At 44.5% G+C, this 26,781-nt stretch carries 24 protein-coding genes; 18 read left to right on the forward strand and 6 right to left on the reverse strand.

Annotated features, from left to right (window positions below; all coding sequences use genetic code 11):
- The 5 genes from NBH07_RS18240 to NBH07_RS18260 all read left to right on the forward strand — a co-directional run.
- Nucleotides 1-2,055, forward strand: a 2,055-nt coding sequence (locus NBH07_RS18240) for an RHS repeat domain-containing protein (RefSeq protein WP_284706147.1), incomplete at its 5' end; no start/stop codon positions are given.
- 2 nt (nucleotides 2,056-2,057) lie between these two features.
- Complete coding sequence (locus tag NBH07_RS18245) at nucleotides 2,058-2,483, forward strand: hypothetical protein (protein ID WP_250833568.1); 426 nt, start codon at nucleotides 2,058-2,060, stop codon at nucleotides 2,481-2,483.
- A 202-nt stretch (nucleotides 2,484-2,685) separates the two neighbouring features.
- The gene (locus NBH07_RS18250; protein WP_117816564.1) at nucleotides 2,686-4,170 is read left to right on the forward strand and encodes an FRG domain-containing protein; all 1,485 of its coding nucleotides are present in this window, start codon (nucleotides 2,686-2,688) and stop codon (nucleotides 4,168-4,170) included.
- A gap of 331 nt (nucleotides 4,171-4,501) precedes the next feature.
- Complete coding sequence (tssD, locus tag NBH07_RS18255; protein WP_004308665.1) at nucleotides 4,502-4,891, forward strand: type VI secretion system tube protein TssD; 390 nt, start codon at nucleotides 4,502-4,504, stop codon at nucleotides 4,889-4,891.
- Nucleotides 4,892-5,112: 221 nt separating this feature from the next.
- The gene (locus NBH07_RS18260; RefSeq protein WP_250833569.1) at nucleotides 5,113-7,002 is read left to right on the forward strand and encodes a P-loop NTPase fold protein; all 1,890 of its coding nucleotides are present in this window, start codon (nucleotides 5,113-5,115) and stop codon (nucleotides 7,000-7,002) included.
- Between the two features lie 241 nt (nucleotides 7,003-7,243).
- Here NBH07_RS18260 and NBH07_RS18265 read toward each other — a convergent pair whose 3' ends face one another.
- On the reverse strand, nucleotides 7,244-12,223 hold the full coding sequence (locus NBH07_RS18265) for a helicase-like domain-containing protein (protein ID WP_250833570.1): 4,980 nt from the start codon (nucleotides 12,221-12,223) through the stop codon (nucleotides 7,244-7,246).
- Between the two features lie 539 nt (nucleotides 12,224-12,762).
- Here NBH07_RS18265 and NBH07_RS18270 point away from each other — a divergent pair.
- From NBH07_RS18270 to NBH07_RS22675, 3 genes are read left to right on the forward strand one after another with little or no spacing between them, the layout of a single operon-like run.
- On the forward strand, nucleotides 12,763-13,320 hold the full coding sequence (locus NBH07_RS18270; RefSeq protein WP_004308669.1) for a Panacea domain-containing protein: 558 nt from the start codon (nucleotides 12,763-12,765) through the stop codon (nucleotides 13,318-13,320).
- A 5-nt stretch (nucleotides 13,321-13,325) separates the two neighbouring features.
- Nucleotides 13,326-13,811: a hypothetical protein gene (locus NBH07_RS18275; RefSeq protein ID WP_004308670.1), complete on the forward strand. Its 486-nt coding sequence runs from the start codon at nucleotides 13,326-13,328 to the stop codon at nucleotides 13,809-13,811.
- Nucleotides 13,812-13,830: 19 nt separating this feature from the next.
- Nucleotides 13,831-14,184 (forward strand): hypothetical protein, encoded by a 354-nt coding sequence (locus NBH07_RS22675; protein ID WP_004323416.1) that lies wholly within the window; start codon nucleotides 13,831-13,833, stop codon nucleotides 14,182-14,184.
- 139 nt (nucleotides 14,185-14,323) lie between these two features.
- Here NBH07_RS22675 and NBH07_RS18280 read toward each other — a convergent pair whose 3' ends face one another.
- Both NBH07_RS18280 and NBH07_RS18285 read right to left on the reverse strand, forming a co-directional pair.
- The gene (locus NBH07_RS18280; protein ID WP_004308671.1) at nucleotides 14,324-14,896 is read right to left on the reverse strand and encodes a hypothetical protein; all 573 of its coding nucleotides are present in this window, start codon (nucleotides 14,894-14,896) and stop codon (nucleotides 14,324-14,326) included.
- 12 nt (nucleotides 14,897-14,908) lie between these two features.
- The gene (locus NBH07_RS18285) at nucleotides 14,909-15,130 is read right to left on the reverse strand and encodes a DUF7688 family protein (RefSeq protein WP_234237711.1); all 222 of its coding nucleotides are present in this window, start codon (nucleotides 15,128-15,130) and stop codon (nucleotides 14,909-14,911) included.
- A 457-nt stretch (nucleotides 15,131-15,587) separates the two neighbouring features.
- Between NBH07_RS18285 and NBH07_RS18290 the strand changes: the two genes are divergently transcribed.
- Together NBH07_RS18290 and NBH07_RS18295 are read left to right on the forward strand one after the other, a co-directional pair.
- A complete protein-coding gene (locus tag NBH07_RS18290) occupies nucleotides 15,588-15,788 on the forward strand; it encodes a hypothetical protein (RefSeq protein WP_234237713.1) in 201 nt (66 codons plus the stop codon).
- Nucleotides 15,789-15,967: 179 nt separating this feature from the next.
- Nucleotides 15,968-16,453, forward strand: coding sequence for a dihydrofolate reductase family protein (locus NBH07_RS18295; protein WP_004308674.1), 486 nt, complete (start codon nucleotides 15,968-15,970; stop codon nucleotides 16,451-16,453).
- A 341-nt stretch (nucleotides 16,454-16,794) separates the two neighbouring features.
- Here NBH07_RS18295 and NBH07_RS18300 read toward each other — a convergent pair whose 3' ends face one another.
- A complete protein-coding gene (locus NBH07_RS18300) occupies nucleotides 16,795-17,298 on the reverse strand; it encodes an SLOG family protein (protein WP_117848616.1) in 504 nt (167 codons plus the stop codon).
- Between the two features lies 1 nt (nucleotide 17,299).
- Nucleotides 17,300-17,866, reverse strand: coding sequence for a type I phosphoribosyltransferase (locus NBH07_RS18305; protein ID WP_004323418.1), 567 nt, complete (start codon nucleotides 17,864-17,866; stop codon nucleotides 17,300-17,302).
- A 996-nt stretch (nucleotides 17,867-18,862) separates the two neighbouring features.
- Between NBH07_RS18305 and NBH07_RS18310 the strand changes: the two genes are divergently transcribed.
- Nucleotides 18,863-19,699 carry a phosphoribosyltransferase family protein gene (locus tag NBH07_RS18310; RefSeq protein WP_004308677.1) on the forward strand — a complete coding sequence of 279 codons (837 nt, stop codon included), beginning with the start codon at nucleotides 18,863-18,865 and terminating at the stop codon, nucleotides 19,697-19,699.
- 32 nt (nucleotides 19,700-19,731) lie between these two features.
- On the opposite strand, the gene NBH07_RS18315 is transcribed toward NBH07_RS18310, so the two are convergent.
- Nucleotides 19,732-20,391: a M23 family metallopeptidase gene (locus NBH07_RS18315; RefSeq protein WP_004313629.1), complete on the reverse strand. Its 660-nt coding sequence runs from the start codon at nucleotides 20,389-20,391 to the stop codon at nucleotides 19,732-19,734.
- Between the two features lie 221 nt (nucleotides 20,392-20,612).
- Here NBH07_RS18315 and NBH07_RS18320 point away from each other — a divergent pair, with 221 nt between their 5' ends.
- Genes NBH07_RS18320 through NBH07_RS18350 form a run of 7 tightly spaced genes read left to right on the forward strand, consistent with a single transcriptional unit; the run spans nucleotide 20,613 to nucleotide 26,779 of the window.
- Nucleotides 20,613-21,371 (forward strand): DUF4099 domain-containing protein, encoded by a 759-nt coding sequence (locus tag NBH07_RS18320; RefSeq protein WP_004308679.1) that lies wholly within the window; start codon nucleotides 20,613-20,615, stop codon nucleotides 21,369-21,371.
- Between the two features lie 20 nt (nucleotides 21,372-21,391).
- Complete coding sequence (locus NBH07_RS18325; RefSeq protein ID WP_005836766.1) at nucleotides 21,392-21,616, forward strand: hypothetical protein; 225 nt, start codon at nucleotides 21,392-21,394, stop codon at nucleotides 21,614-21,616.
- Between the two features lie 25 nt (nucleotides 21,617-21,641).
- Nucleotides 21,642-23,210: a hypothetical protein gene (locus tag NBH07_RS18330; RefSeq protein WP_008659504.1), complete on the forward strand. Its 1,569-nt coding sequence runs from the start codon at nucleotides 21,642-21,644 to the stop codon at nucleotides 23,208-23,210.
- A gap of 4 nt (nucleotides 23,211-23,214) precedes the next feature.
- Nucleotides 23,215-24,906, forward strand: coding sequence for a toprim domain-containing protein (locus tag NBH07_RS18335; protein ID WP_004308682.1), 1,692 nt, complete (start codon nucleotides 23,215-23,217; stop codon nucleotides 24,904-24,906).
- Nucleotides 24,907-24,918: 12 nt separating this feature from the next.
- Entirely contained in the window at nucleotides 24,919-25,404 is a 486-nt protein-coding gene (locus NBH07_RS18340) for a PH domain-containing protein (RefSeq protein ID WP_250833571.1), read from the forward strand.
- Nucleotides 25,385-26,080, forward strand: coding sequence for a hypothetical protein (locus NBH07_RS18345; RefSeq protein ID WP_004308684.1), 696 nt, complete (start codon nucleotides 25,385-25,387; stop codon nucleotides 26,078-26,080). Before NBH07_RS18340 ends, NBH07_RS18345 begins: the two co-directional genes overlap by 20 nt.
- A gap of 12 nt (nucleotides 26,081-26,092) precedes the next feature.
- Nucleotides 26,093-26,779, forward strand: a complete 687-nt coding sequence (locus NBH07_RS18350) for a hypothetical protein (RefSeq protein WP_004308685.1) — start codon at nucleotides 26,093-26,095, stop codon at nucleotides 26,777-26,779.
- Nucleotides 26,780-26,781: the final 2 nt, after the last annotated feature.

A 26,781-nucleotide genomic window follows, 5' to 3' on the forward strand; every position in this document is an offset into this window, starting at 1 on the left:
GAAAAGGACTACGGCGGCATAGAGCGCATATACCACAGGGACGGTTGCGGACGTGTGACACGCATAGATCGTCCCGGGGGGCGCAGCACCGCCTACACATACGACACCATGGGACGCGTGCTCGCAGCCGAGTACCACGACGGCACGAAAGAGGAATACGGCTACGACAGGAACGGGCTGATGGCCACCGCCGACAACGGTGAGGCGCGCATGGTGTTCGAACGCGACCCGATGGGGCGTGTGACAAGGGAGACGATGGGGCTTCCCGGAGGCGACAGGTTCATGAAGGTCATGTCGGTGGAGTCGGAATACAACGCATACGGCGAGCGCACCCGTGTGGTAAGCTCACTGGGAGCCGACACGGAACTGTCATACGACAGGTTCGGGCTTGTCGGCGGGATAAGGGCCACCGTCGGGAAACCGGAAGCGGATGATGCGTCCGCATACGGCGATGCCGGAGGGGACGTCCGGCCATGGGAAAGCACCATAGGCAGGGACGATGCCGGGCGTGAGGTGGAGCGTTTCGCAACAGGAGGGATAAGGATCACCACGGACTACAACGACATGGGGCTTGTCCGCTCGCGCCACGTGCGTTCGGGCAACCGCCACACGGGTTGGAGAAGCTACCGCTGGGATGTGGGCGCGAGGCTGATGTCGATGCGCGGCAACCTGTCACCGGAGCCGGTCATCTTCGACTACGACTCGATGTGCAACCTCGTCAGGGGCGACTACTCCATGCACGAGAGCGTCTTCCGCACCCCCGACAAGGTGGGCAACCTGTACCGGGAGGACGGATGCAAGGGGCGCGAGTATGACCGTGGCGGACGTCTGCTGTGGGACGGAAAGTACCATTACCGCTACGACTGCGAGGGCAACCTCATAAGCAAGAGCCGCAGGAATGTGTCCGTTCCGGAAAACAACGGGCATACCGGAAAGAAAGGATGGCTCGGTATGCTGTTCTCTGCGGATGATGCCGACAACAAGGACAACAGCCTTGAGACCGACCCGTTCGCCGACTGGCAGCAAGGTGACACCTGTTACAAATGGCAGGCCAACGGTATGCTTGCCGGGGTGAGGACTCCCGACGGAAGGACGGTCACGTTCGGCTATGACGCCCTCGGCAGACGGGTGTCAAAGAGGACTGGCGACACCGTACACCGTTTCGGCTGGGACGGCAATGTGGTGCTGCACGAATGGGACATTGAGGAAGCCGACAGGCCGAAGCTCGTCACGGACGAGACCGGACGCGAGGAATACGATGGCACGGAGAAGCCGGGTAACCTTGTGACATGGGTGTATGACGGAACGTCGTTCACTCCTGTGGCGAAGGTCACGGACGGGGAACGCTACACGATAGTGCATGACTACCTGGGTACGCCGACGCAGGCATACGACAGCAAGGGAGAGCTTGTCTGGGAGATGCTGCTGGATGTGTACGGCAAGGTGGCGGAATGCCATGGGGACCGAACGCTCGTACCGTTCCGCTATCAGGGACAGTACGAGGATGGAGAAACGGGGCTGTATTACAACAGGTTCAGGTACTACTCGCCGGATATGGGTATGTATATTTCTTCTGACCCTATTGGGCTGGCGGGTAACAATCCGACTCTCTATGGATATGTGCAGGATGTCAATATGTGGCTCGATCTGTGGGGATTGAATCCATTAGGATTACTTACATCGAGCATGTCTAATCCATGGGATACAAATAGTAGTATAACATCCATTGTTGTGCCCAAAGGTGGTATAGATATTGAAATGGCAATGAGTCCTAATCAAACAAAACCAGGCGGTTGGGGTACAACTGACCATATTACGAATGTTGATTTTGTTCGAAATAGATTGGCTGTTACGCCAGAGTTTAAGCCCGAAATCTCGCATGTACAAAGGTTCCATATTCCAGAAGGTGTAAGAATTCAGGTTGGTATAGTAGGACCTCAAATTTACAATGGAAAAATATATGAAGGTGGAGGAAACCAAATTCAAATCCTAAATTATGAGGATAGAGCTAAGCTAAAGCCAATTGGTACACCAAGAAAAATAAGTTGTGAATAAATATGAAGTTTATAAAGAATTTTACATTAAATAATGGGGATATTTCGGAATCGGGAAAAGGAATTTTAACGGTACTTGATACTCTACCCTATGTTATAACATGGTCATATAATGATATGAATCATAGAATTGAAGACATAAATAAATTAGTTCCATTGGTTTTAAAAGATAGCCAACATATTGCAATTATCCAAGCTCCGTATAATAAAGAATTAAATAAGGCTTATATTATTAATGGGGATGGAAACGTTGTTTGGAATTTAACAGATTTGTTAAAAAAACAAAAGGATTTAAATCAGTTTTTATTTTCTGATGTTTATTATATAAATAACTCTTTGTGCTTTTTTGTTGTGATTTCAAATATTGATTATCGGTTTGAATTTAATCTTTGTACAGGTAAAGTTGGAGATTTAATAGAGTCCAAATAATCCACTTATAAAGATTAGATAGATTTTACAGAAACCATCTTTTGAGGTAGTTTATCTATTTTACATAACAGATAGCAGTATCTCACAAAAAGTTATCAACAGGCCTTTTTGGTTTTCTCTCTTTTCTTCCTATGGTTTTAAGGGAGTTTTTTGGCTCTATAAACGGAATTATGTAAGAATTTAAATTATTATCACTAATGTAATGGATAAAATATTTACATGGCTACCATTCTATAAAGAACTATCCGAATGGCTACTTGGAAAACAGAATAACCAGCCAGAACTTATATCTAAGTTAAAAGAAATCGGTATTACCGGTTTTCGCGATGGCACAGAAAGAGGCAAAGAGATTACACTGCAAGAAATAGACCCGTTCACATTCTTGGCGTATCTCAACAAGTTTCACTCCGATGAAAAAAGGGTCGAAATCTTACAGGATTTAAGGCATAAGCTAAATTTTAGTTGCCCAGAACCGACAGATGTATCAGGTATCCCGACCACACATCCCATGAAAGTGCATCTATTCCCATGGAAGACAATCAGGGGCAACAATGATATAAATGTATTATGGGAATTGTTCGGACAGGTAAAAGAAGGGAAAGTAGATGAACGACTTTTTCAAACGGCATTGAACATTAAAAGTGTCGGAAAGGGAAAGCTCAGCATTGTTCTGTTCTACGCTAATCCAGAAAAATATGTTCCTTTGGATTCCAACACTTCATCGTATTTAAGAAGCAAGAAACTGGGCTATACTTATGATAGCTTTGCATCATATAATGGGTTGTCAGAAAAAATAGTCAAGACTCTTGGAAAACGTCCGTGGGAGATTTCATACGAGGCATATAATTATACACCGGAGAGTGATTCATCAAGTATTGGTAGCATCCGGACTCTATTCGAGAAACTTGAAGACGAATTAGAGGACGATATGGATTACCATATCTTTTATCGAGGACAGTCAGATAAGAGTTTTGGATTAGTACCTTCCATATATCGAGAAGAGTTCTTAATCCAAAATGAAAATAGAATTTTCAGAGATATTATCGCTCAAAGTCCGGCTGATTTCAAAGGGTGTACATCTACCTTTGAGAAGTTGGTCAAGATGCAGCATTACTCCTTGCCGACACGCCTCTTGGATATTACTACAAATCCTTTGGTAGCTCTGTATTTTGCGTGCGAGAATGATGCCGTTGACGGAAAACTGTTCCGATTCAAAGTTCAAACGTCAGATATTAAATATTTTGATAGCGATGCTGTCAGTGTCGTTTCTAATATCGCCAAACGCCCAATAGATTTCAGTATCGAAGATTTAAGAGAACTGGATAGGAAGGAGTTCAACTCCGAAGAGGAAATCCAATATCTTCTGCATGAAATTAAGTACGAGAAACCTCATTTCCAAAATGTGATTGACTCAAAGGATATTGAAAGAGTCTTTTGCGTGAAACCTATGTTTGACAATCCTCGCATAATCCGGCAGTCCGGGGCATTTTTCCTTTATGGTATCAATGGCAATAAAAGCAAGCCTGCACAGCTTAACTTCAGATACAAAATGTACATCATCAATAAAGCGCAGAAGCAGAAGATCAGGAAGCAGCTTGAAGCCCTCGGCATAGATAAATCAACGTTGTTCCCAGAAGTCGAACACGTGGCCGAGCATATAAAGGACAAATACCATCTGTCTAAATAATCTTTTCCCTCATTTTAAAAAACAAGCCGAGCTATTACGCGGATAGCTCGGCTCTCAACTTGAAAAAATTACATCAAGTCTTAATCTCGTGATACATCTTGAACTTGCAAGCATTTCTCTACTTTGTATAAATAATACTTAGAAGGGAGGATAGCCTATAAATAGAGTTTCTTCTATTTTGCTGGTTAATAAATTTAATTGATTGTTTGCTATGTTCAAAGGAAAATTCTATATTTGCGAAATATGATATCCTCCTTCTTGTCTTGAAAGCGGTCTGACTGCTTTAACCAAGGCGAAGTGTCTTGGTTTTATAATAAATAATAAGATCAGCATGGCAGAATTAAAGGCAACCGTGTGCTTGCAAGGGAAGGATATAGAAGTGATTTCATCACACATTGAATTTAACCGCAAGACAGATAATAAAGGAAGGCCAGTGACAAATGTTATTGGCGGACGTATTACCATAACCGTTGAATCTACCAGAGAAACTACTATTCTTGAAGCAATGGTAAACAGTCCTTTCAAAGCGATAAGCGGCAAGGTGATTTATTACAACACTAAGGATAATTCAATCTTTCGTGTCGTGGAGTTCAAATATGCGTATATCGTATATTACAAAGAGGTTTACAATGTTGACAGGAAACGCCAAATGTATTCCACCATCACATTTTCTGCGGATATTATTATGATAGGAGACGCATATTTAAGCAATCAATGGTAATACTGACGATTCCTGCAAGCCTTTATTGGATCTTTCAAAGAAGAAACATGAAATTTAGTTGTTTGGATATTATTGTATAAGAAATATCACTAACTTTGTTCATTGTGGATGTGGTGATAATGGATTTGCAGCGTTGTTTACTATTTCAATATTTAATGTTCTTATTGCTACATTTTTGTTTTTCAATGGAGTTAAAATAGAATTATGTTAATAACAAAGGTATGAATACTTTGATTCTTGATTTTTTAAACAGCTATGCTGATAATACTAATCCTCAGTACGCCGTGATGCTGAAAGGAAAATGGGGATGTGGCAAAACTCATCTTATAAAAGAATGGAAGAAGAGGTTTGATGAGACCGCAGATACCGACGGGGAAATTACGCTAAAGCCCATCTATATTTCGACCTATGGAATGGATAGCGTGAATGACATCAAGACAGCTATAGATAGGGAATTAAATCCTTTCTTCTATTCGAAAACGGAGCGTTTCATAAAAGGAGTTTTGAAATTAGCCGGTAAGGTAGTCTTCAAGACGAGTATGGATTTTAATGAAGACTCTAAAGAGGATGGTTCCTTTTCCGCAACACTGGATTCGTTGTCGTTACTACAAGTGAAAGACGACAGTATAAAAGGTGTAAAGTTTCTGATATTCGATGACATCGAAAGGTGCCTGATAGAGATGAAGGAATTGTTAGGCTTTATCAACTATTTTGTAGAACATTGTAATTGTCATGTTGTCGTAATTGGAGATGAGAACCACCTTGAAGAACTTCCCAAGGCTGTATTGGATGAGTTTAAGGAAAAGACCATAGGCAAGGAATTTGAAATACAACCTGACATAGAAGAAGCCATCGAATACTTCCTTGGCGAAGTACCGGTATCCGATTATTTGAAAGAAATGCGTGATTTCATTATTGCCTGTTTCAAGTGTACAAAATCCGACAACTTACGGGTTTTGAGACAATGTTTATATGATTTTAAAAGCCACTTAAACAAACTTCCTCCCGAGCTGATTGAAAAGGATAATATCTTTCTTAAAAATATTCTTGGGTCATTTATTGCAGTGTATGCAGAGTATAATAATAGTGAGAACAAAGAGGTAATTTGTAATTGGAGTAGAGATTGTCGGATTTCACTACTCCAAGATAATAATGAGGATAAGCAAAGGATACAGCATCTAAGGGAAAAATATCACTCTTTGAACAAGGAGCTAATTTATGATGTCTTAAATCCGGAGTATGTTACGGCTATTATACAATATATTATCACAGGTGCTCCACTTGTAGAATTTATTGTTACGGAGATAAGGGATAAGCAAAAAGAATTGAAACCTTGGGAAATGCTATCCGGCTTTTTCGATATGGAGCAGCAAAAACTTGAAAGTATTTGTCAGGACACTATAAAATCCATATTGGATAGAGAGATAAAAGACGCTTATCAACTTGGTTATAGTATTGCATATCTATCATATTTTCACGCTATTGGCATTTTCTATTTTATACAGGCTTATGTCTCTTTAATAAAAGTAAGAATAGCAGAAATGATTGATAGCCAAACCTGTTTAGAGGAACTTTATCAGCTAAGAGGGCTTTTTATTAGTGGATGTAATTATGTAACCACAGATTCCAAGACCTCAATAACGGTTGATATTGTGGACTATTTCTTGCAGAAGATAGAATCAAAGATAAATGAGTTGCCAGATCAAATGCAAAAAGCACTGCGTAATTTGACTGAAGGAACAGTAGAACAACTTATAATCATAGACAGATTGCCTTATCCAGATAAAAGTTGTACATACGAACTTCGTGCTATATTTGCATCTGAAGATGCCAATGCTCTCTTTGATGCTCTCTGCAAACTAAGCAATAAAAGTAAAAATACTTTTACGCAATTTCTTGCTTATCATTATAATTTTGACTATGACCTACAAGATGTGGGAGACAGATATAAGGCAGATGTTCCTTGTTTACTCAAGTTGAAAGATTTGGTCTGTAATGAAATCAGTATATCAAAAGGAGTGGATAAACTTGCCTTCATAAGGTTAAAAGATGCCTTGCTTGAAGCTATTAGGAGGTGTGAAGGCAAAAGTGATACATTGCCACCAATGTAGAAGCTAAAAATGGCGTATCGCAAAAAACGGATATGCGATGAAAGAATATTATCTCTATTTGACTAAAAACAGAAGATATTAATAGCTATAAATGAGAATGGGTGGTGGCGGGGAATCGGGAGGTTATAAAGGGAGAAAGGATGCCATAAAAGAGTAGAGCCGTCGGCAGACCGGAGCGCAAAAAAATCCCTCTGCCCGGTCATCGCGACCATGCAGAGGGAACGGTTGAATTATGATTATGTCAAGCAGCTTCGGCAATAGCTTCGTGTTTGGCAGCCTGCGGTTGTTCGGCCTCTTTCAGGCTTTCATCAATCCTGTGCTGGAGTTCCTTACATTCCTGTTTGAGCCTTGACAGTTCATCGGCTTTGCTCCACTGACGGCAAATGATGTCCTGCAATGTGGGAATTTCGCTTTCTATCCGCTCTACCGCCTTTTGTTGCTTCTCGATAAGAGAGGGCAATTTGCTTAATGCTCCATGCGGATATTGTGCCGACTCAACGAAACCAAGCGGCAGCGCACCGCTCAGACCGCATCGGTATTTCAATCCACTTATACCCTCTACAAAGAATGTATTGCGGTCAAACGTACCGTCCATATTATACTCGCTATGCACCAACAAGTTTAGCCCTGCATACGTGCCAACTGTACCATACGCTCCGTTGCGGTAGGTCTTGGCGATACGGTGCAACTCCCGGCCAACTTCCTCGGTACTGGCTTGCGGCAAGTTCAAAAGCAGGGTTGCCTTTGCCCCATTATACGAGTTGATGTATTCCAAATCCCTCTTGAAATCGGCCTCAGTACGCTTTGCCTTTTCGATTTCTCCCTGACCGGCAGCTATTTTACGCTCGGCACGGATGCGTTCTTTCTTGAAAATAGCCTGTTCCTTTTCAAGCTGCATAATCTTGTTGTCGAGCTTCGTCTTGTTCAGCAAGTCGTTATTGCCTGACAGAATAGCCACGAACTCGGCGAAGTTCATACCACTGTCCTCATCCATGCCTCCCTCGTCAATACGGCGCACGGCGATTGTGCCGTTGTTAATTTGATTGATAAACATCTGCTTGTTTCTCAACAGATTGAACTTGTAGGCGTCAAGGGTCTTTTCCGTGCCGTAAATTACAATATCTACCACATTGCCACCCCACAGCTTTACAGTGTTGCCTTTGCGTACCGCCCTGCCGTTTCGTTGCTCCATGTCAGCAGGTCGCCAAGGTATTTCAAGGTGATGCACTGCCACAGCCCTTTGCTGGGCGTTCACACCTGTGCCTAACATGGTCGTACTTCCAAAAAGAACTCGCACCTTGCCGTTGTTCATTTCTTCAAACAGCTTTTTTCTTGTCCTCTCGGTAGTGGCGCATTGGATAAACTGTATTTCATCAGCAGGAATACCGAGTTGTACCAACTTTTCTTTGATGTCGGCATATATGTTCCATTCGTTCGGTTTGTATGTACCAAGATCGCTGAACACGAACTGTGTACCCCGATTGTCATTCGAGCGTATATAGTAGTCATAGATTGTCCTCGCACAGATAGAAGCCTTGTTATCGGCATCATCCTTGAACTTGCAACCCAACAAGCGCATATCAAGAGCCATTTTTCGGGCTACATTGGTCGCAACCAGCATTTTTGCCTTATCGAGATTGTCGGGTTGCGGAACGTCAAGTCCCAAGTCCTTCCACTGGCCGCTACCAGCAAAAGAAATCAAGCGTCCTATCATTTCCTCCTGCTCGATTGTCGGGGGATAAGAGAGGAAACGCACGTTCTTCTCAGGCACGTCAAGATTTATCATGTCGGCTGTACAGTAATCCGTAATCTCACGCAGGAACATTGCCAGCTCCGGTACTTTGATGTAAGTACGGAAACGCTCTTTGCGCTTCACCGAGCCTGTCACATTCAACTCATAATCTGCCGTTTTCTTTGTGAATATGGCTGCCCACGCATCGAAACAGCTAATCCGTTGCCGTTGAAGCTCCTGCGGACGCAAATACTTGAACATCACATATAGTTCGGTAAGGGCGTTCACGACCACCGTACCTGACAGAAACGTAGCCCCAAGGTCACGACCTGTACGAAGTTGGATGTCACGAATGGCGAACAAGAGGTTCATTGCCCTTTGAGAGCCTTTGGTGTTGCCGATACCTGCCACACGGTTATGGCGTGTCTGAAACATTAAGTTCTTGAAAATATGGCACTCATCTACAAAAATATGGTCTATTCCCATTGTGTGGAAGTCCACAGCATCGTCTTTCCGATTATTGATTTTCATACGCAGTTCTTGTAATTTAGCCCCAAGGTTCTGTTTGCGCTTTTCTAACCCCTCCTGCATCTTTCCGCTACGGTAACGCATGGTGGACTGCTCCAAAAATTCAAGGTTACGTTCCACATCGGCAAGCTCTTCCGTGAATATATCTATCATGGTCTCTTCTGACTGCGGTATCTTGGCGAACTGGTCGTGGGTCAGTATGATGCAGTCCCAGTTGTTGTTCTTGATTTTTGAAAAGACCTCTTGCCTGTTGGCAAAGGTAAAATCTTCCTTGCCCGGATAGAGAACTTTGGCCGTAGGGTATGCCTTGCGGAACGTATCAGCAATTTCGTGCACATTCGCTTTCAGTCCGATAATAAGCGGCTTGTGTACCAGTCCGAGACGTTTCATTTCGTAAGCGGCAACACACATTATCATCGTCTTGCCTGTGCCTACCTCATGCCAACAGATACCGCCTCCGTTCTGCTTAATCATCCAGATAGCATCTTTCTGTGAGGGATAGAGGCTATCGTATGGAAATTGCTCAAAAGAGAGCTGCGGAAAGGTTTGTGCCGAACCGTCATAGTGCGGCCTAACATAGCAGTTGAAACGCTCGTTATATACCCTTACCAGCTCGTCCCGAACCTCTATCGGCTGCCTGTCAAGCCAGCAGTTGAAACGGTCTCTAATCTCCTGTATCTTGGTGGCTGCCTCTTGTATGGCTTCCTCGTCCGGTACACGCACCTTATCACCATTGCGGTATATCTTTTTCGTAATTTCGGGTACAGTATCATGCAGGGCATGAACAAACAAATCCTCACCGTTATAGTTGCGGACGAAATAGGTGTTGTAAGCCACCGGAGAGTAACTTTGCAGACGTACCATGTAGGTGTCGTTCACATCGAAATACATTACACTTGTCTCTACCTTGAAAAGTTCAGTTGCAAAATCGGCGTATAACTTTGTGTCAATCCAACGCTCACCCATGTTAATGTCGAGTTCCTCGTAGGGTATCGCTTCGGGTGTCGCATCCACCAAAGCCCTTACAGCAGTTTCCGTCCAATCTTTTTCCCTGTCCGTGAGTTCGGACAAGTAAGAACCTATCTCCTTGCATTTGGTTATGACATTGCCTGAAAGGAACTTGCCTTTGTGCTCCCACTCCCCAATAGCAGGATTGTAAAATATCTCACCTTTGAGGTCGCCGATGATTTCTTCCTTGGTGCTGTCCGTGGACTGCATCAGGTAGTCCATATCAACCCTGCCGTAGAAATTCAAGCTGCTTGCCAACGCTTCAATCGGTGTCAGCCGTTTGTTCGGGTCTATCTTCTTGAACGCCACAGGTTCACGCATGATGTCGGACTTGACTAAATCTTTTCCAAGCTGCATTTCTATTGTAAAGACTTCCACACCGAGGCTGTCAAGCATGATAAACTCCTTGTTGTCGTTCTCGTGGAAACAGCCCCATTTGGCAACAAAGGCATCGTATCGGGCGTTCAGCTCTCTACGCAATCCGTTATCCTCTTTTTGTTCTTCCCTCTCTTTGATTGACAGTTCAAAGTATGCTTTGCGTATAGGAAAATAGTCTTTCGCCCTATCTGTATTGACCTTACCCTCGTCCACCGGCACAAAATCAATGGCTACCTCTTGATAAAGACTTGATTTTCGATATTGGATAGTACCCACCTGGCCCTCAAACAGTACCATTGCGCCGTCTTTCATCCATGCTTCCACCCCATCCGTGTAGGCTCGTTTACCTTTTTCTACTTGTTTCATCGCTACATTCCCGAAAAGGGACATTTGCATATGTTCGCTGCCCTGTCCGTTCCCTGTGAAAAGACTTTTGCGGAAATATCGGCCAAAGTCGAGTTTCAGCAGTGCGGCGAGATATTGCGACATGGCATTTTCATTTCCCTGCCATTGGTATTTGCGCACATATTTTCCGTATTGGTTCTGTACAATGCGGCTACCTGTTGCAAGGGTAGTTTTCGACATGGTAAACAATTTGTTGGCGTATTCGGTCATTGTGCCTATGGCGTCCGCCTTTTCCCTGCCTACTTGTAAAAACAGTTGTTCCCGTTGTGAGAGTACCGTCTTGTGCGTGTGCTTTTGGAATATCAGCAGGTCACTGCCTACCTCTATACCGCTTGTCTGCATGAAAAGCATATCGGGCAGACGGATTGCACTTATCAGGTCTGCATGATTTACAAGATATTCACGCACGAACTTGTTACCGGGCGTGTCGGCTATGCCCCTCGATGTGATGAAAGCCAATAATCCACCCTCATTCAACAACTCCATCGCTTTGACAAAAAAGTAGTTGTGTATGGTCTTGGTGGCCTGTTCGTACATACCGCCTTTCTTCCACAGCTCCGCATCGAATACCCGGAAATTGCCAAACGGGATGTTGGAGGCTATGACATCGAAAGTTGTATGCTCAAAACCTTGTTCTCCAATGGTTTCAAATGCAGCCGTCCGTGTTAGCGTGTTCTCATGGAGCAGGGAAAGTATCATCCCCGAAATGAGATCTTTCTCAATGGCATAGTCATACGTGCCGGACATGGCTATGGGCAGAAAACCGCCTATACCTGCACTCGGTTCGAGAAATGAACGCATTTTGAGGCCGTTTTCGCTGAACGTGGCGTGTATCTGCCGCACCACTGCATCAACAAGGAATTTAGGAGTGTAAAATGCTGTCAGTACAGATGCTTTGATACCCTCTATGACATTGTGTCGCATGGGTTCTGTGAAATGAGGGTAAGCATTGATTAACTCCTGCAATCTTTGTATCGGTTCTTGCATATCACCACCTATGGGCTTGTCCGTACCTATATTCAACACTTCTTTGATACCCCCGAAACCAGAATATCGGGATAAAATTTCTTTTTCTTCCGCAGTGGCCTGCCTGCCTTGAACTTGGATTTTCATTGCCGTTTCTATGGCTTCCACGTTCGCTACCAATGATTTCAATTTGTTGTAACTCATAATTTAACCTTTCTTTTTTTCCCTTTTTTCGGCCTGTTTGCGACCTTTGGGATTTATTTTTCTGCCTCCAAAAGGTGGCGGAAACAATCTGACAAGGCTGATGCGGAAAAATACGCTCGACAGACGGAGAGGAAGATTTTTACGGCTCACTCGCAGCGGAACGCCGGCATTGGCAAGATTGGAGCAGCCTATTACCTTTGCGGGAAAATAAGTCCACGAGAGGTCGCACGGCAGCAGCAAAACGATAATAAATGACAATCAAATAGAAAGGGATGAATAAAACTGTAAAACAGGGGTGTTAAAACAGGGTAATGGACAATCGGAACGGATTGCCCGTACTATAATCGGAGGAAGGTGAACTATAAAGGGAGGTGGAATCGGGTGGATTGGCCCATCTCTTGATAATTGCAGACTATTACTCTCAGAATGATGACTATATTAAATGTCGTAAAAAAATGCAACGGACTATTTTTTTTGTATCATGAGCGTATTATTCAGCAAATTAGTTGTATCTTTGTAATCGCATAGATTTTTTTGAAATGAAAACAGCTATACAGATTGCTAAAATAAGAGCAGTGGTACTCTACATCATGCAGAGTTTCACTCAAGGAGTGGACTATATAAAGTTATTTAAAATACTTTATTTTGCCCAACAGGACCATCTTGTCAAATATGGCAAAGTGATTGTCGAAGACTCTTTCAGAGCATTGAAGCATGGCCCGGTGCCAGCCTATACCTACAAGGCACTGCAAATTGCAGAAGGCAAACCCTTGGATGGGAATTTTGACGAGTTCCTTTCAGACATAGAGGTTCGTGACAAGAAGGTATATACTTCTGCCGTACCCGATATGGACTATATATCAGGTGCCAACAAACGTTGTCTTGACGCTGCTATCGCTAAATATAAGGATACAGACCCTTATGACTTGTCCGATTTGTCGCATGACTCGGCATGGGAAGAAGCGATGACACGCATTCAGGATGATCCTCAAAAAAACTTCATTACCATTATAGATATAGCCCGGGCAGGAAAAGCTACCAAGGACATGGTAGATTATATCCGAGAAAAGCAGATTGTCAAGAACGCTTTATCTTAAATCAAATGGACGACAAAACCGGTGCATTGGAAAAGCTGAAAGCTATAATGGCCAAAGCTGAGCAAGTAGATATGTCATCAGTCAAAATTGGTGATATTATTTATGTCCCCTTGGACGAAGAGGACGGACTGATACTAAAAGACGGATATAAAGACCGCAATAAATATATTGTTATTATCGGCTTTACTCCGGAAGGTGTCGCTATCGGTGCCTTACTGATAAATTCGGAAATAGATTCTTCCAAGAGGTCGGAAGAGCTACTGGACTGCCAATATCCTTTGATGGTTCGGAACTATCGTGATATTCTGGACTATGACAGTTGGCTGGATTGTTCCGATATATTCGAACTTTCAAAATTAAAAATCACGGAAAAGAACGGTAAACTGAAAGGTTGCCTGATTTCCGAAGACAGGGAACGGGTAATGCAGTTTCTAAGAGAGACAGAGGTGTTCGATAATGCAACTAAAAGACGTTATGGCATTATTAAATAATGGCGTTAAATCATAGGGAATGGATAGAATAGGTTTAGATACCAGAATTTCAAGGAAAGAATCGTTTCTATTGGCAAATGACGGTTTGTATTTAGGCAGATTGTCGTTGAACACATCTACTCCTGATTCCATATCCAACAACGAGAATATATACGGTAGTCACTTTTCAAGTATATCTTTCAAGAATCGGTATTCCATATATGGAAGTCCCAGTTCATCGTTAAGTCCATACAATCCGAATACATTAACCCCACCAGTTATTTATTTAAGAGGTGAGAAAATCGGTTGTTTGAGTAAAAATGTGAATCTTACAAATCGTGTAGATCCGGACGTGCTTAATGACTGGATGATAAGTCAGCGATTATTTGATTAGTTTTCCATACAGAAAAATACATAAGTTTCCAATCGTAAATTGGGAACTTATGTATTTAGTAGGTCAAATGCTGATGCCGTCCTATAAAACGACTGGAGTTATCGTTGTAAGTAATAACTTCTTCAGACATCATTAATCTCTACTTTCCAATCTTATACATATTATCACGGGAGTCAAACCGCACACCGCAAAAAATGTAGTCAGGTGTACGCACTGCCCTTGCCGTGTATATATCCTTGCAGTTGCATTCTTCAAGGTATCCTGCCAAACTATCCACCATAATAGCGCAACTTAACTCCGCTGTTTGATGCTTGAACCGCCTGCCGTTTATTTCGACTAACACATAAGGGGCAAAAAAATCAAACGGGCTATTGCTTTCGGGGGATAAGATACCGATGTCTATCAGTCTGACAGGATTTAACTTTTCGTCCTTTGCCTTGTCGTTGTCCTTTTCAATTTGTTCACGTAGCAAGCGGAGATAGCAATCTTTCTTCGCTTCAAAAGTATGTATCGACTTAATCCACTCACGAATCCGTTTCTTAAAGTATGCCATACTATTGGAAACAAAGAGCGTTATCCGTCCGTCTATGACAAAACCGTAATCGGTCATACCACTCCATTTACCCATACATTTATGGCGTACAGGTTCCCATGTCTTGCCTCCTACAAGGGCAACAAATTCATCTACTGCTGCTTTCTCTTTCCTTTTCATTGTATATAGTTTTTAAAATTCAAGAATAGTTGCTTTCTCAATCAAAACGTTGTCGGCATAATACTCAATCGCCCCCGTAGTAACACCAATATCCTGACAAACTGTTCTGAGATAGTTTTGATAGTCGTTTCCAGAAAAGTTCTTACCACATAAGTTTTTGAAAATCATCGGAATGGATATATCGTCTGTACTCGATAGTATCACTTTGCCATTCTGCCTAATCTCTGTTTTCATAATGTTATTTTTTTATTGTTACTATTTCCCTTTGTTCAACCTGTTTGCGACCTTTGGGATTTATTTTTCTGCCTCCAAAAGGTGGCGGAAACAATCTGACAAGGCTGATGCGGAAAAATACGCTTGACAGACGGAGAGGAAGATTTTTGCGGCTCACTCGCGGCGGAATGCCGGCATTGGCAAGATTGGAGCAGCCTATTACCTTTGCGGGAAAATAAGTCCACGAGAGGTCGCACGGCAGCAGCAAAACGATAATAAATGACAATCAAATAGAAAGGGATGAATAAAACTGTAAAACAGGGTAACGGACAATCGGAATGGATTGCCCGTATTATATCGGAGGAAGGTGAACTATAAAGGGAGGTGGAATCGGATGGATTGGCCCATCTCTTGATAATTGCAGAATGACGACTGTATTAAATCATGGGGAATGAGTAAGTCTTTTTGATAAGGCAGAATGCAGTTCGGAACAGGCGACCTGAAAAACAATGTTTTTTGTTTGCTTATCCGCCAATCTTTCGTTATCTTTGTCAAAATGAAGACAGCAGACGGTACTTTCGGGTACGGTCATTGTCGTGACATGGAAGATTCATACTCGGCTTGGAAACAGGCGGAGATTGATATACATATTATACGTTCACTGAACGTCTTGGAATAGAAAACTGACACTTATCAAAAAGACAAGATGTATAGCAAAATATTCATACTGTATGTTTATACAGCAAGGGTTTGCTTATCTGCCTTTTAGGTATGGCAGTACCTCTATTCCGGAATAGCGTGGGTTCATGCTGTTCTTTAGGGTGCAAGGTGGACATAATTCTTAAAAACACATTGAATATGAAACAGATTTCCTTGCACGTGTATCAGTCCATCGACGGTTGTCCGGCTCCTTCGGACAAGCATTTTGATGCGGCTGTGGATGCCTCCAGTTGTGTGCTGATTGACGAAGAAACTTACCTGCGTATTTATATGAACCATTTGGGTTGGCCGATTACGGCGAAAGAGACTTTGGTCGTGACGAACGGCGGCATCGACCTGACGGAGAATGAACGAGTGAAGTTCATCCAAGGAGATGCAGTGGCAGAACTGAGACAGATGAAGGAAGACGGCGACGGTATGGTGGTGGCTTACGGTGAGGAAATCGGGGCTTTACTCTTGGATAACGGGCTGGCGGACGAAATCACAGTGACAACCGTTCCGGTACTAATCGGCGGCGGCGAAAAGGCATTGGAATGCGGATTGAATGACGGCAGAGCTTGGATTGTGCGGTCAAATAAGGTGCTGGTGGACGGAAAAATGAGGACGGTGTACGGGAAGGTCTAATATGACAAATAGATATTATAGCAAAAGTGCAGCAACCAATTGCTGCACTTATTTATAAAAAGACGTGCCTTAAACATGCTAAATAGGCGAAAAGTAAGGCAAGTATATTACTTTTTAAGCCGAATACTAAAAAAGGTAGAGAAAGATATAAGGAGGATGGAGCCTCCGAAGATATAAAAATACAGCAACACCAACTAAACCGGCACATAGGTAAAGCCGGGCAATACATCAGAACTAATAGCGTACTTTGCCATATCACGCTATGGCTGACAAAACAGCCTTTACATGAATGGCAAAGGAGTCACCGCTACGGCTCGGAATATGCGAAAACAAGATGGCTGTTATACGATTGAGCTGCCATAGAGATTTAGAACTTTTAGTCCATTCGCTGTAGCCTTACGATAAGTATAAAACGTACCACCCTTGGGTTTGCCGTCATACCAGGCAATAAGAGACGAACTGTGAAAAACCATATAGTCGTTGCGTCGAAGCAAACAGCCATGGTAGTAGTGTTCGCTCAGGATGATAACATCATCCGAGTTACAGAGAATAGTATCATACCGGGCTTTCATCGCATCGTTCCACCGCTCGGATTGTCCGCGATACGGTACTACGGCAATAACTTGCAGACCTGACAATTCGGACTGCAACGCAAGAGCAACTTCTGCCGCCAGCATATCAAACCCCATGGCACAACCACAGTAAAAATGACGATAACCTCCAGCGTATGCCTTGGTTATCGCTGCCTTTAATTGCAGCTTCAGTTGCTTCCTGTATAGGAATGGAATATTGCGGTGTCCACTGAAGCAAACGGACACTGCCTTATCATACTTTGTCTGGGTCATATTATTTCACTTTGTAATGGGTTCTTGCGAGGAATATACCTCCGAGTACATTAGCACCAAGGCTTTCAAGCTGATTGGCATAGGTAGCATAACTCAGCCCTTTGGTTATCACATCATCAAAGACTACCACAGACCTGCCGTTGAAAAAAGCCGAATCAAACTCAATGACGTTTACCTTACGGACTTCTTTCTCTGCCTTACGGTTTTCGTGAATGGTTAGCCTCTCACCACTCACTGATACATGGTCATAACCATTGATAGCTCCCGTCAGTTCGCATACTCTTTGGCAGAATGCTTTGTAACGTATCTCGTTCTTCTTATCGGTGGATGCCGGTACGGGAGAAAATACAATGTTAGTACATGATGTTCCATAACGTTCGGTCATGTTGGCTGCCGTGCGTTGAGCAACCTCTTCGTATGCCCGTCCATCCTTGAAATCAAAGACTAACTTGCGGTCTGCTATCTCACGCTCACTCACATTGCGTATGCGTGCAGGAAAATACTTGCAGAACCATGCCTGTGGCTTGTCCAACTGTTTTTGAAGTTCTATGTCTATCGTCTTTGCCATAACTCTGATAATTTTTCTTTTTCCCTCTTTTTGAAGGCTGTTCAGCCTGCTGAGGGATATTTTCTGCCATCAACTGCCGCCCAAGAATACCGATAAGACAAAACGGCGACAAGAAATACGCTCTGACGTGTCAGAGGAAGATTTTTCGTTCCAGCGATAGTGGCGATTTGATGTTTGGTAAAAGGCGGCTTACTTTGCGGAAAATATGACTACAGCAGAGCTAACCGACAAACAGAATATGCTTTCTTACTACAGGCGGTTGTCATATAGACATGTAGAATAGGTGCAAGATTTATAAAAGGAATGGGTGGGCAGTGGAACGTCTGTGGCTTGCCGGTCCAAACTTCCCGATGAAGTGACCATACAACTTAGTCTCAAATCTGGCGAAGCGTAAGCCTTGGCAGTTTGTGACCGAGGTGTACGGTCTTTTCATGTTTGGCTTCCGTAAAGAGTCTTTCACTCACCCCATAGCAGCTCTGCTGCCATAAGGTGAGTGAATGTCTCTTGCGGACAAGTCCTGTGACGCTCCGCTGATGGTGTGGGGCGAAGCTATAAAAACAAACAGACGGCATTGCCGGTTACAAAAGAACAGATAGCAGAGGTCGCTGCAAGGACAACAGATTGGCTTGATTGACACTTGTGGCAAATGTGCCATCGTCCTTGCTTTATCCCAAAGACTGGTACACAGCATATAGCAGACTTGTATGCCATTTGCCGTGTACCGGTCAGGGCGAACATCTTCTATAAAAGTTGAGCATGTACAATTAAAAGAGGAAATTGTATGGGCAAGACTTTATGATATAAAAGTGATATGGCTTATAAATTATCGGTGCTATTTTAGATTAGTGCCACGATTTTGCTAACTTTGCAAGTGAGTGAAAACGAATTTGATATAAGTAATGAAGCCATAATTCCCATATCCGATTATGTCGAAATACACCGTAATGTTGTAAATAACCGGATTGAAACGGGCCGCTTCATTCAAATAAAAATACGATGAATGCAAGACTATTGTTCATACTCCTGCTTTTCACAATTGGGGCATTGTGGTATATTATCGGCTACTGGCGACGAAAAGCAGGAGAAGCGGCATTCGCCGCCGCACGGTTGACCGAAAAGAGCGAGGAACGTGAACGTTACTGTCGTCTGGCGGTAATGGCCGGTCATCGGGAAGCCTGCCGTATGTTCTGTCTCTTGCATCCCGAACGGTTTGATGGCCATTCTCCCCATAAGCCGTTCAAGTTACGAGGCATCCGAATCTCCTTTTACGGATATTACTATCCGTCACGATACAATGCGCTGCTCAATGATGAACAGAGGGCTTTCTGCCATTCCATCTACCAGTTCAAACAAGGAGATATACACGGAATCGAGTTCTTTAAAACGTGTATGAATGCCTTGCAACTGAAAAAGAGACCTTACCATATAATGTTCATGCCGTGTAGCAACTGGATAAAATACGGTCAACGGTTCAAACGGCTCGACTGGTACATCGGAAAGCACCGACAGGATTTAACTTCAGGACTGTACGACGTTGATATTTGCGATGCACGAGAAAGCCTGCATGAGGCCAAAGGTGGAGAGAAGCGTATCCTCGAACGAAACTACCTCATTACCGGAAAAATCAAAGGGAAAGAGATTATCATCATAGATGATGTGCTGACAACCGGGCAAAGCGTGGTGGATTACAAGGAAGAGATAGAACGGTGCGGTGGCAAAGTAGTGGCGGCTATTTTCTATGGCAAGACGCTCTCCATGCCTTCGATGCTCCTTGTACAAATACACGTCTGGGGCAACCATATTGCCCATATTATTGAACGGATGACAAAGTAACCGGAACGTTTTCAGCCCTTTTCACTTCTCTTTTACAAACCTGCCAATGCTGATATACACTCCTGCCGGATGGATTGGATATAATCGAATATAAGCGAGGGGCTGATACTCCTGCCATTGAGTTTGCAGGTGATATGCAGGTGTTCGCCGGTGCTGCGTCCTGTGGAGCCGGTAATGCCAACCACATCACGAGGATGAACTATTGCCCCTTTGACGATAAGAATTTTAGAGAGATGACAATAACTGACGGTGTACCTACCATGCCGCAAGGTTACATACTTGCCGGAAGTCTTGTCCTGTCCGACCTTCACGACCACACCCTCCATCATGGCCATCACCTTGTCGCCACGTGCGCGCAAGTCCAGTCCGCCATGAAATTTACTCTTTCCCGTAAACGGGTCCTTACGGTAGCCATAAGGCGAAGTGACCTTGATATAACGTAACGGGTAACTTACACTCAAGTAACGATCCATCCACTTTTTCTTATCCATATCTGCGGATACCGGGATACCTGTTGAAACTTCCTGTACGGAAATCTCGCTTTCGGATGCCGGTTCCGCTTGGTCTAACCCCATATCCAATACCTCCATCTTGTAGCGTGTTGGGGTAACGGCAACGGTATTGAATTGTGCTTTGGCTGGCGTGATACATAATGAGACACCCGTCATCATCAATAATAAAATCTTTCTCATGGCAGCAAAGTTAGCACGCTCTTCTTATGGTCTGTCCATTGCCGACTGTTTTCTCTCCAAATATAACTATTTAATCAATTTTGAATATGATTATTTGCGAAAAATCATATTCAAAACATTAAAAATACCACTTTATAATCACTTATAAAGAAATGTTTTAGTCATCAGATAAGAAATCGCTCTATATTTGCTGAGTATAATTTTATAACATCGTTCAGAATATGAAAAAAGAACAATTTGAGTTCAACGAACTGCCTTATCCGACATTGGCCCGCTTTGGGCTTACCCAAGAAATGATTGAAGATTTGCCCCTGTGTATCCTGAAAGAAATCGGGAAAGGCGGCTACTCGCCGGTACTGCCCATGCGTGTCACTAACGAGAATGGCGAAGTAATCGAGAGTCGCAGTCGGTTTGCCTTTATCCGTATGGATAGCGGCGAGGTGGATGTGGTCTTTTATCCCACACTAAAGTCGTCACCACTGGAATGCTACAACGAGGAGCAGCAAAAACAGTTGCTTGACGGCAAATCCATCATTGCAGACGTGGCTATGGCGGACGGACGACGCAGTAAAGCTTTCGTGCAAATCGACGAGGAGACAAAACAGGTGATGTATGTTCCGACACCCATCATCGCCCGTAACCTGAAAGTGCTGGCAGAGGTAATGCACTTAGGTACAGTAGAAGTAAACGGAATGCAGCATGGTGAGCCTCTGACGGTGGCAGTGGATGGCGAACCTGTCACGGTAGGCATCGACCTTCACAACAAGACAGGCATCCGTTTCTGCGCAGGTGACGCGCAGAAATGGAAAGAGCAACCCAAGCGTGAATGGGATAAGTACACCTTCGGTTGCTACGGTTGCTGGGTGATGAATGATGACGGCAATCTCGACTACGTTCCAGAGGAGGAATACACCGAAGAACTGTGGAACGAACAGAAGAAAAGCGGTGAGCGTAACCGAATGGCAGGTATTCACAAATAAAACCTATTTAATATAAGCGTATGGCACAACAGAAATATTATCCCGAAGAGATTCTCGTCGAGAAGATGCAGAGCGGCGAATACGGCTGGCTCGATTACATCAATCATTTTTCTGCCGAGTGGCAGGAGGAGTACGCCCATTACTGTGAGGAAAAAGGACTCACGGTCTGCGAAGATTCTGCCGCCGGGTTTGTCCGTTTCAAAGACGAACAATTGGAAGCGGCTATGAAATACGGCAACGCATAACAAGTAACCATCATAACATCAGACTATGACGATACGAACAAACACTAATCCTCGGCAGATGGACTTGCAACCCGAAATGCGCAATCTACTGATGCGTAACGGACTTCAAGCCCATGTCGCATTTGACGGAGGCGGCTACCGGCTGATTGTGCAAGGGCATGATTCACCGTTATTGGTCTATCCTATAACAGAACGACAGATGTTGGCTCTGACGGACTGGGGAACGAATACGGCCAACAAGAAAGCCTACAACATACTCACGAGTATCATAGGAAAAGATTTCTATATGCCGAAAAATTTCGTCCATGCCCGCAATGCCAACGGTCGCGTGGCGATGGGGCTACATGGCTACCGCATCGGTATCGGTGAGTACGGACACATGGGGCGACTGGGCATGCCCCCTCCATTCCTTGGTTGGACACCACGCGAACAGTGGGGTTTCCACCTACGCAGAGTTGGTGGGCAGCTTTTCTTTCCGGGGCCATCCATCGTACCCGAACGCCCAGACGGGCGCATGAAGCCCGGCGAACTGCAATCGGGTGGCTACGGCTTTTACTACAAAGGCGGTCAACAGGAGCAACCCATTGTACAGCAAGATGTATTGAAGAACTTGCAGGAGGTCATTACACCGCTTGTCAGCCGTCCGCGCAGCAAGGAACCGGCACAAGCATACAAGGAGTTGATTGCTTCACCAGTCTATTTTTCCAACGAGAAATGGTCGGAGTGCCTTACTTCGCACGGTCTTATCGTGGATATGGAACGGAGGACACTGACCGTACAATCGGAAAGTGTCAATGCCGATATGGTCTATGACCTGACGGAAGAAGAAGTGAAAAAACTGGCTACCGCATCCATCGAGGAACAACCTGTGGAGAAACGGCTGGATCTGCTGAACGGCATTATCGGAGCGGACTTTGCCGATAAAGTAACGATGGAACAGCTCAACAGCGAACAACGCATCAGTATCGGCCTGCATCCCGAAGTGCGGCATGAACTGGAAGAACGGCAGCGGCAGGAACAAGAATTATTCATGCAGCAAGAAACTCCGATGCGGCAGGAATACATACAGGGCAGTATCGGTGCAGCCGTGGACGGTCGTGACCTGCAACTACTCAACGAAAGCAAAGGCTGGTATCGTGAGGAGAAACATGGCCGGGAAGTAGAGGTCAGTGACATTGCCGTGCAACCGGCACAGACGGAGGGTAAATACAAGATGTCCGCTGTTATTGACGGACAGGTCATCAGCCACGAAATCAGCCAGAAAGACTACGACAAGTTTCTTGCTGTGGATGATTACCACCGGATGAAACTTTTTTCGAAGATTTTCAACGAGGTGGATATGAAGACACGTCCTGAAGCGAACAAGGGGCTTGGCGTGAAGATATTCGCTGCCCTTACCGCCGGTGCTGTGGTGGCATCGGAAGTCGCACATGGCTTCCATCACCACCACTCTCCGGAGTTCTATGGCGAACGTTTCAGCGGACCGCCACATCCATACTTCAAGCCCGGCGTAGATACACCGAGAGATGTGGCCATCCGTAATTTCGAGGCACAGATGAATCAAGATATTAATGAAATGAGAAGAGGGAGGTAAACCTATGAGAGACGGAGACCTTACATACGATGACTTTCTGCAACGACTAAACATCCAGGACGTATTGATTGACGCAGGGTATCACCTGAACCGTCGTGACGGTCTGCGCTATCCCTCGTATGTTCGTTTGGACAGCGACGGCAGACGTATCCGTGGTGACAAATTTATTGTGACACAACAAGGAAAATGCTGTTTCCACGCACAACAACAGAAAGTTTATAACATCATTTCCTTCATCAAGGAGCATCCGCACTTTTTCACGGAGTACCATGCGGGTATGTCTCCAGACAGACTGGTGAATCTTGTCTGTAACAGATTACTGAACATTCCTGTCACTGAACGGAAAACCCGAATAGTGAACCCTAAACGAGATGTAAAGCCATTTGACATAGCGGATTACGACATTCATAAGTTCAATCCGCAGAATCGGGAAACGCAGAAAAAATTTTATCCTTATTTTAAAAGCCGAGGTATCGACCTTTATACACAATATGCCTTCCATCGGCATTTTTATCTGGCTACGAAACATCGGGAGGACGGTGCGACCTACACGAACCTGTCCTTTCCACTAACCCTGCCCAAAGGCGACGGAGCGATTGTGGGACTTGAAGAACGAGGACGTGCCCGTATGGACGGGAGCGGCAGCTACAAAGGCAAAGCCGCAGGGAGCAATTCAAGCGAGGGACTGTGGATTGCCAGCCCTGCCCGCACTTCTCTCACCTCCGCCAAACATATCTATTGGTTCGAAAGTGCTTATGATGCGATGGCATATTACCAACTTCATCAGGCACAGAACAAGGATCTGCGAAAGGCGGTATTCATCTCTACCGGAGGGGCACCGAGCCAGCAGCAATTCAAAGGAGCGATAAAAGCAACTCCCCATGCCTCACATCATCTTTGCTTCGATCATGACCGTGCCGGACAAGTCTATGCTATCCACTTTGCTCTCACTCATGCAGGCTGGAACTTCTCCACCTGTCTGTCACAAACCGGCAGACTGATTGTACAGAACAACAGCGAAGACTATTCACAGTATGAAATAGAACTTGAACCATTCAATTTTGAAAAGATTACAGCCATTCTGGGTATAAATGATGCAAAACAAAATTTGAAGAATGGGGAGCGTGACGACATGGGAATTGGTGACGGCTATCTACAGGAAATGAGAATGGTTTGTATGGATGAGTACGACATGGCTCGTGACGAAGGTTCTGCCAGTGAGGAAGAATTAGAGAAAATGAGAAGCAATCTGGAAGCCATCGAAAAAGCGATTGATGCTTCCATTTCCGGTCCGGAAGCTACAGGATGCATCTTGTATGAATCTGCCGCAGAGGGTTATAAGGATTGGAACGACCAGCTACTCGGCAAACGGATAAAACCAGAGAAGGACAACCTTGACGATTGGGAGATCAGCGGTAAAGCCACGCTGAATCATGCCTTGTCCGATTTGCCCGAAGTCAATCCGGAACATATCCGAAACGGATTATACGACGAAGCAGACCATGAGGCTGTGCGAAAGCGTCTTGAACGTGCGGACAGAGTAATATTCTCCTTTGAAACCAATGACCAGGGAATGTCAGATAAGGGTTTTCAGGAAATGTACAAGATACGGGAAGAACTTGCCCGGTTGGAAGTGGATATAACCAATTCTCTTTCCGGAATGAGAGAAGACTTTCATTCCCGTTTTCACCGATAATCCATAAAACCTATGCAGAGAACTTGTCACAAAACCATTGTCATCCATCCACATACCGGGCAATTTGTCATCAACGAGCTGCCCACTCTCGTGCTGTGCGGCACTGTATGGGTGTACGGAGGCATGGAAGGGCTGCCATTGACAGCTATTGCCACAGTAATTGCCTTGATACTCTCGTTACTGTTACTCTACCGTTATCTCTACCTGCGGCGAATCCGTTATTGCATCGGCACGGAACAACTTGTCAGTGAATACGGTATTATCCGTCGCAAAGTGGATTATATGGAGCTATATCGTATCGTGGATTTTCAAGAGCACCAAAGCCTGCTGCAACAATTTTGTGGGCTGAAAACCGTACGTATCCTTTCAATGGACAGAAACACGCCCCGTCTTGACCTGATCGGTATCTTCCATAGGGACAACCTCGTGTCAATTATCCGTGAACGGGTAGAAACTAACAAACGAAAAAAGGGAATATATGAAATCACGAATCATTAGTCTGGGGCTGGTTGCCTCGCTGGTATGCCTGCTTCCACAGGTGGCAGAAGCCCAAATTGCGGCTTCCAATCCGTTGGAATGGACTGCATTGGCCGAAGGTAACGAACTGATAAACGGGCAGATTGAAAAACAAATAAAGGGACAGACACAAACAGCCTTGCTCCAAAACAGCATCGCTACCGAGTTCAACCAAATCCACAAGTGGGAGAAGCAGTACAACAGTTACCTCAAGACAGCAAGCGGTTACGCTTCATCACTGAAAGCCTGTACGCATCTCTACAATGACGGTGTGCGGATTTTCCTCACGCTGGGGAAATTAGGCAAGGCCATCCAAAACAATCCGCAGGGCATTGTGGCCAGTATGAACATGAACAACCTCTATATAGAAACAGCAACGGAACTTGTCTCTGTTTTTACATTGCTGAATGACGCTGTGGCCAAAGGTAGCAACGAAAACATGCTTACGGGGGCAGAACGCAGCAAGACGCTATGGGCGTTGAACGACCAACTATCGGATTTTAGCCGGAAGTTACATCTGCTCTATTTGAGCATACGGTACTATACTTTCAATGATGTGTGGAACAACGTAACGGCAGGAATGCTTGACCGTGACAACGGTGAGGCAGCTCGTATGGCTCTGTCCCATTGGCACAGGGCGGCAGCTCTCGTCCGATAAAATATATCAGTTATGAAATGGACAATTTGGATAAGTATATTACTGCTGTGTCTTACCGGTATCGGTGAGGTACAAGCGCAGAATGACCCTGTACTGGCCGGAATGATTGCAGTATATACCGAAAAGGCAGAGAAGGAGCTGAAGAATCAGGAAAAGGTCATGCTGATGCAGACCACCGGACATATTTGGACAAAAGAAGAAGTGCAGGCGACAACAGACCTGCAACGAGAGTTTAATAACTATCTAAACTCTTTCCGGTCAATAGTCTGCTATGCGGCGCAAACTTATGGGTTCTATTATGAGGTATCGAGGCTGACAGACAATATGGGCGACTTCACCAAACAATTGAAGCGAAGTCCAGCCAATACGCTTGCCGTAGCCCTATCCACACAGCGCAACAAGATTTATAGGGAACTGATGATGAACAGCGTGGAAATAGTGAACGATATACGCACAGCGTGCCTTTCGGAGAACAAGATGACGGAAAAAGAGCGTATGGAAATTGTCTTTGGCATCCGTCCAAAGCTCAAAACTATGAACACAAAGCTGCAACGACTGACCAAAGCGGTAAAGTACACGACAATGGGCGACATTTGGCGGGAAATCGACGAGGGTGCACGTCCCGAAGCTGATAAACGTAGTATCGTGGACGCAGCCAAGCGACGTTGGCGACAGATTGGAAAGAATGTAAGACCTTAAAA

Origin of the sequence: Parabacteroides sp. B2-S-102, from assembly GCF_023656665.1 — a bacterium.
In the GTDB taxonomy this organism is placed as follows: domain Bacteria; phylum Bacteroidota; class Bacteroidia; order Bacteroidales; family Tannerellaceae; genus Parabacteroides; species Parabacteroides distasonis.

Excerpts from the sequence above, each read along its gene's own strand:
- NBH07_RS18295 (WP_004308674.1), top strand. The coding sequence starts at position 15,968 with ATGAAACAGATTTCCTTGCACGTGTATCAGTCCATCGACGGTTGTCCG.
- NBH07_RS18290 (WP_234237713.1), top strand. The coding sequence starts at position 15,588 with ATGCAGTTCGGAACAGGCGACCTGAAAAACAATGTTTTTTGTTTGCTT.
- NBH07_RS18275 (WP_004308670.1), top strand. The coding sequence starts at position 13,326 with ATGGACGACAAAACCGGTGCATTGGAAAAGCTGAAAGCTATAATGGCC.
- NBH07_RS18250 (WP_117816564.1), top strand. The coding sequence starts at position 2,686 with ATGGATAAAATATTTACATGGCTACCATTCTATAAAGAACTATCCGAA.
- NBH07_RS18305 (WP_004323418.1), bottom strand. The coding sequence starts at position 17,866 with ATGGCAAAGACGATAGACATAGAACTTCAAAAACAGTTGGACAAGCCA.
- NBH07_RS18260 (WP_250833569.1), top strand. The coding sequence starts at position 5,113 with ATGAATACTTTGATTCTTGATTTTTTAAACAGCTATGCTGATAATACT.
- NBH07_RS18320 (WP_004308679.1), top strand. The coding sequence starts at position 20,613 with ATGAAAAAAGAACAATTTGAGTTCAACGAACTGCCTTATCCGACATTG.
- NBH07_RS18265 (WP_250833570.1), bottom strand. The coding sequence starts at position 12,223 with ATGAGTTACAACAAATTGAAATCATTGGTAGCGAACGTGGAAGCCATA.
- NBH07_RS18280 (WP_004308671.1), bottom strand. The coding sequence starts at position 14,896 with ATGAAAAGGAAAGAGAAAGCAGCAGTAGATGAATTTGTTGCCCTTGTA.
- NBH07_RS18310 (WP_004308677.1), top strand. The coding sequence starts at position 18,863 with ATGAATGCAAGACTATTGTTCATACTCCTGCTTTTCACAATTGGGGCA.
- NBH07_RS18335 (WP_004308682.1), top strand. The coding sequence starts at position 23,215 with ATGAGAGACGGAGACCTTACATACGATGACTTTCTGCAACGACTAAAC.
- NBH07_RS22675 (WP_004323416.1), top strand. The coding sequence starts at position 13,831 with ATGGATAGAATAGGTTTAGATACCAGAATTTCAAGGAAAGAATCGTTT.
- NBH07_RS18340 (WP_250833571.1), top strand. The coding sequence starts at position 24,919 with ATGCAGAGAACTTGTCACAAAACCATTGTCATCCATCCACATACCGGG.
- NBH07_RS18245 (WP_250833568.1), top strand. The coding sequence starts at position 2,058 with ATGAAGTTTATAAAGAATTTTACATTAAATAATGGGGATATTTCGGAA.
- NBH07_RS18345 (WP_004308684.1), top strand. The coding sequence starts at position 25,385 with ATGAAATCACGAATCATTAGTCTGGGGCTGGTTGCCTCGCTGGTATGC.
- NBH07_RS18330 (WP_008659504.1), top strand. The coding sequence starts at position 21,642 with ATGACGATACGAACAAACACTAATCCTCGGCAGATGGACTTGCAACCC.
- NBH07_RS18325 (WP_005836766.1), top strand. The coding sequence starts at position 21,392 with ATGGCACAACAGAAATATTATCCCGAAGAGATTCTCGTCGAGAAGATG.
- NBH07_RS18315 (WP_004313629.1), bottom strand. The coding sequence starts at position 20,391 with ATGAGAAAGATTTTATTATTGATGATGACGGGTGTCTCATTATGTATC.
- tssD (WP_004308665.1), top strand. The coding sequence starts at position 4,502 with ATGGCAGAATTAAAGGCAACCGTGTGCTTGCAAGGGAAGGATATAGAA.
- NBH07_RS18285 (WP_234237711.1), bottom strand. The coding sequence starts at position 15,130 with ATGAAAACAGAGATTAGGCAGAATGGCAAAGTGATACTATCGAGTACA.
- NBH07_RS18300 (WP_117848616.1), bottom strand. The coding sequence starts at position 17,298 with ATGACCCAGACAAAGTATGATAAGGCAGTGTCCGTTTGCTTCAGTGGA.
- NBH07_RS18350 (WP_004308685.1), top strand. The coding sequence starts at position 26,093 with ATGAAATGGACAATTTGGATAAGTATATTACTGCTGTGTCTTACCGGT.
- NBH07_RS18270 (WP_004308669.1), top strand. The coding sequence starts at position 12,763 with ATGAAAACAGCTATACAGATTGCTAAAATAAGAGCAGTGGTACTCTAC.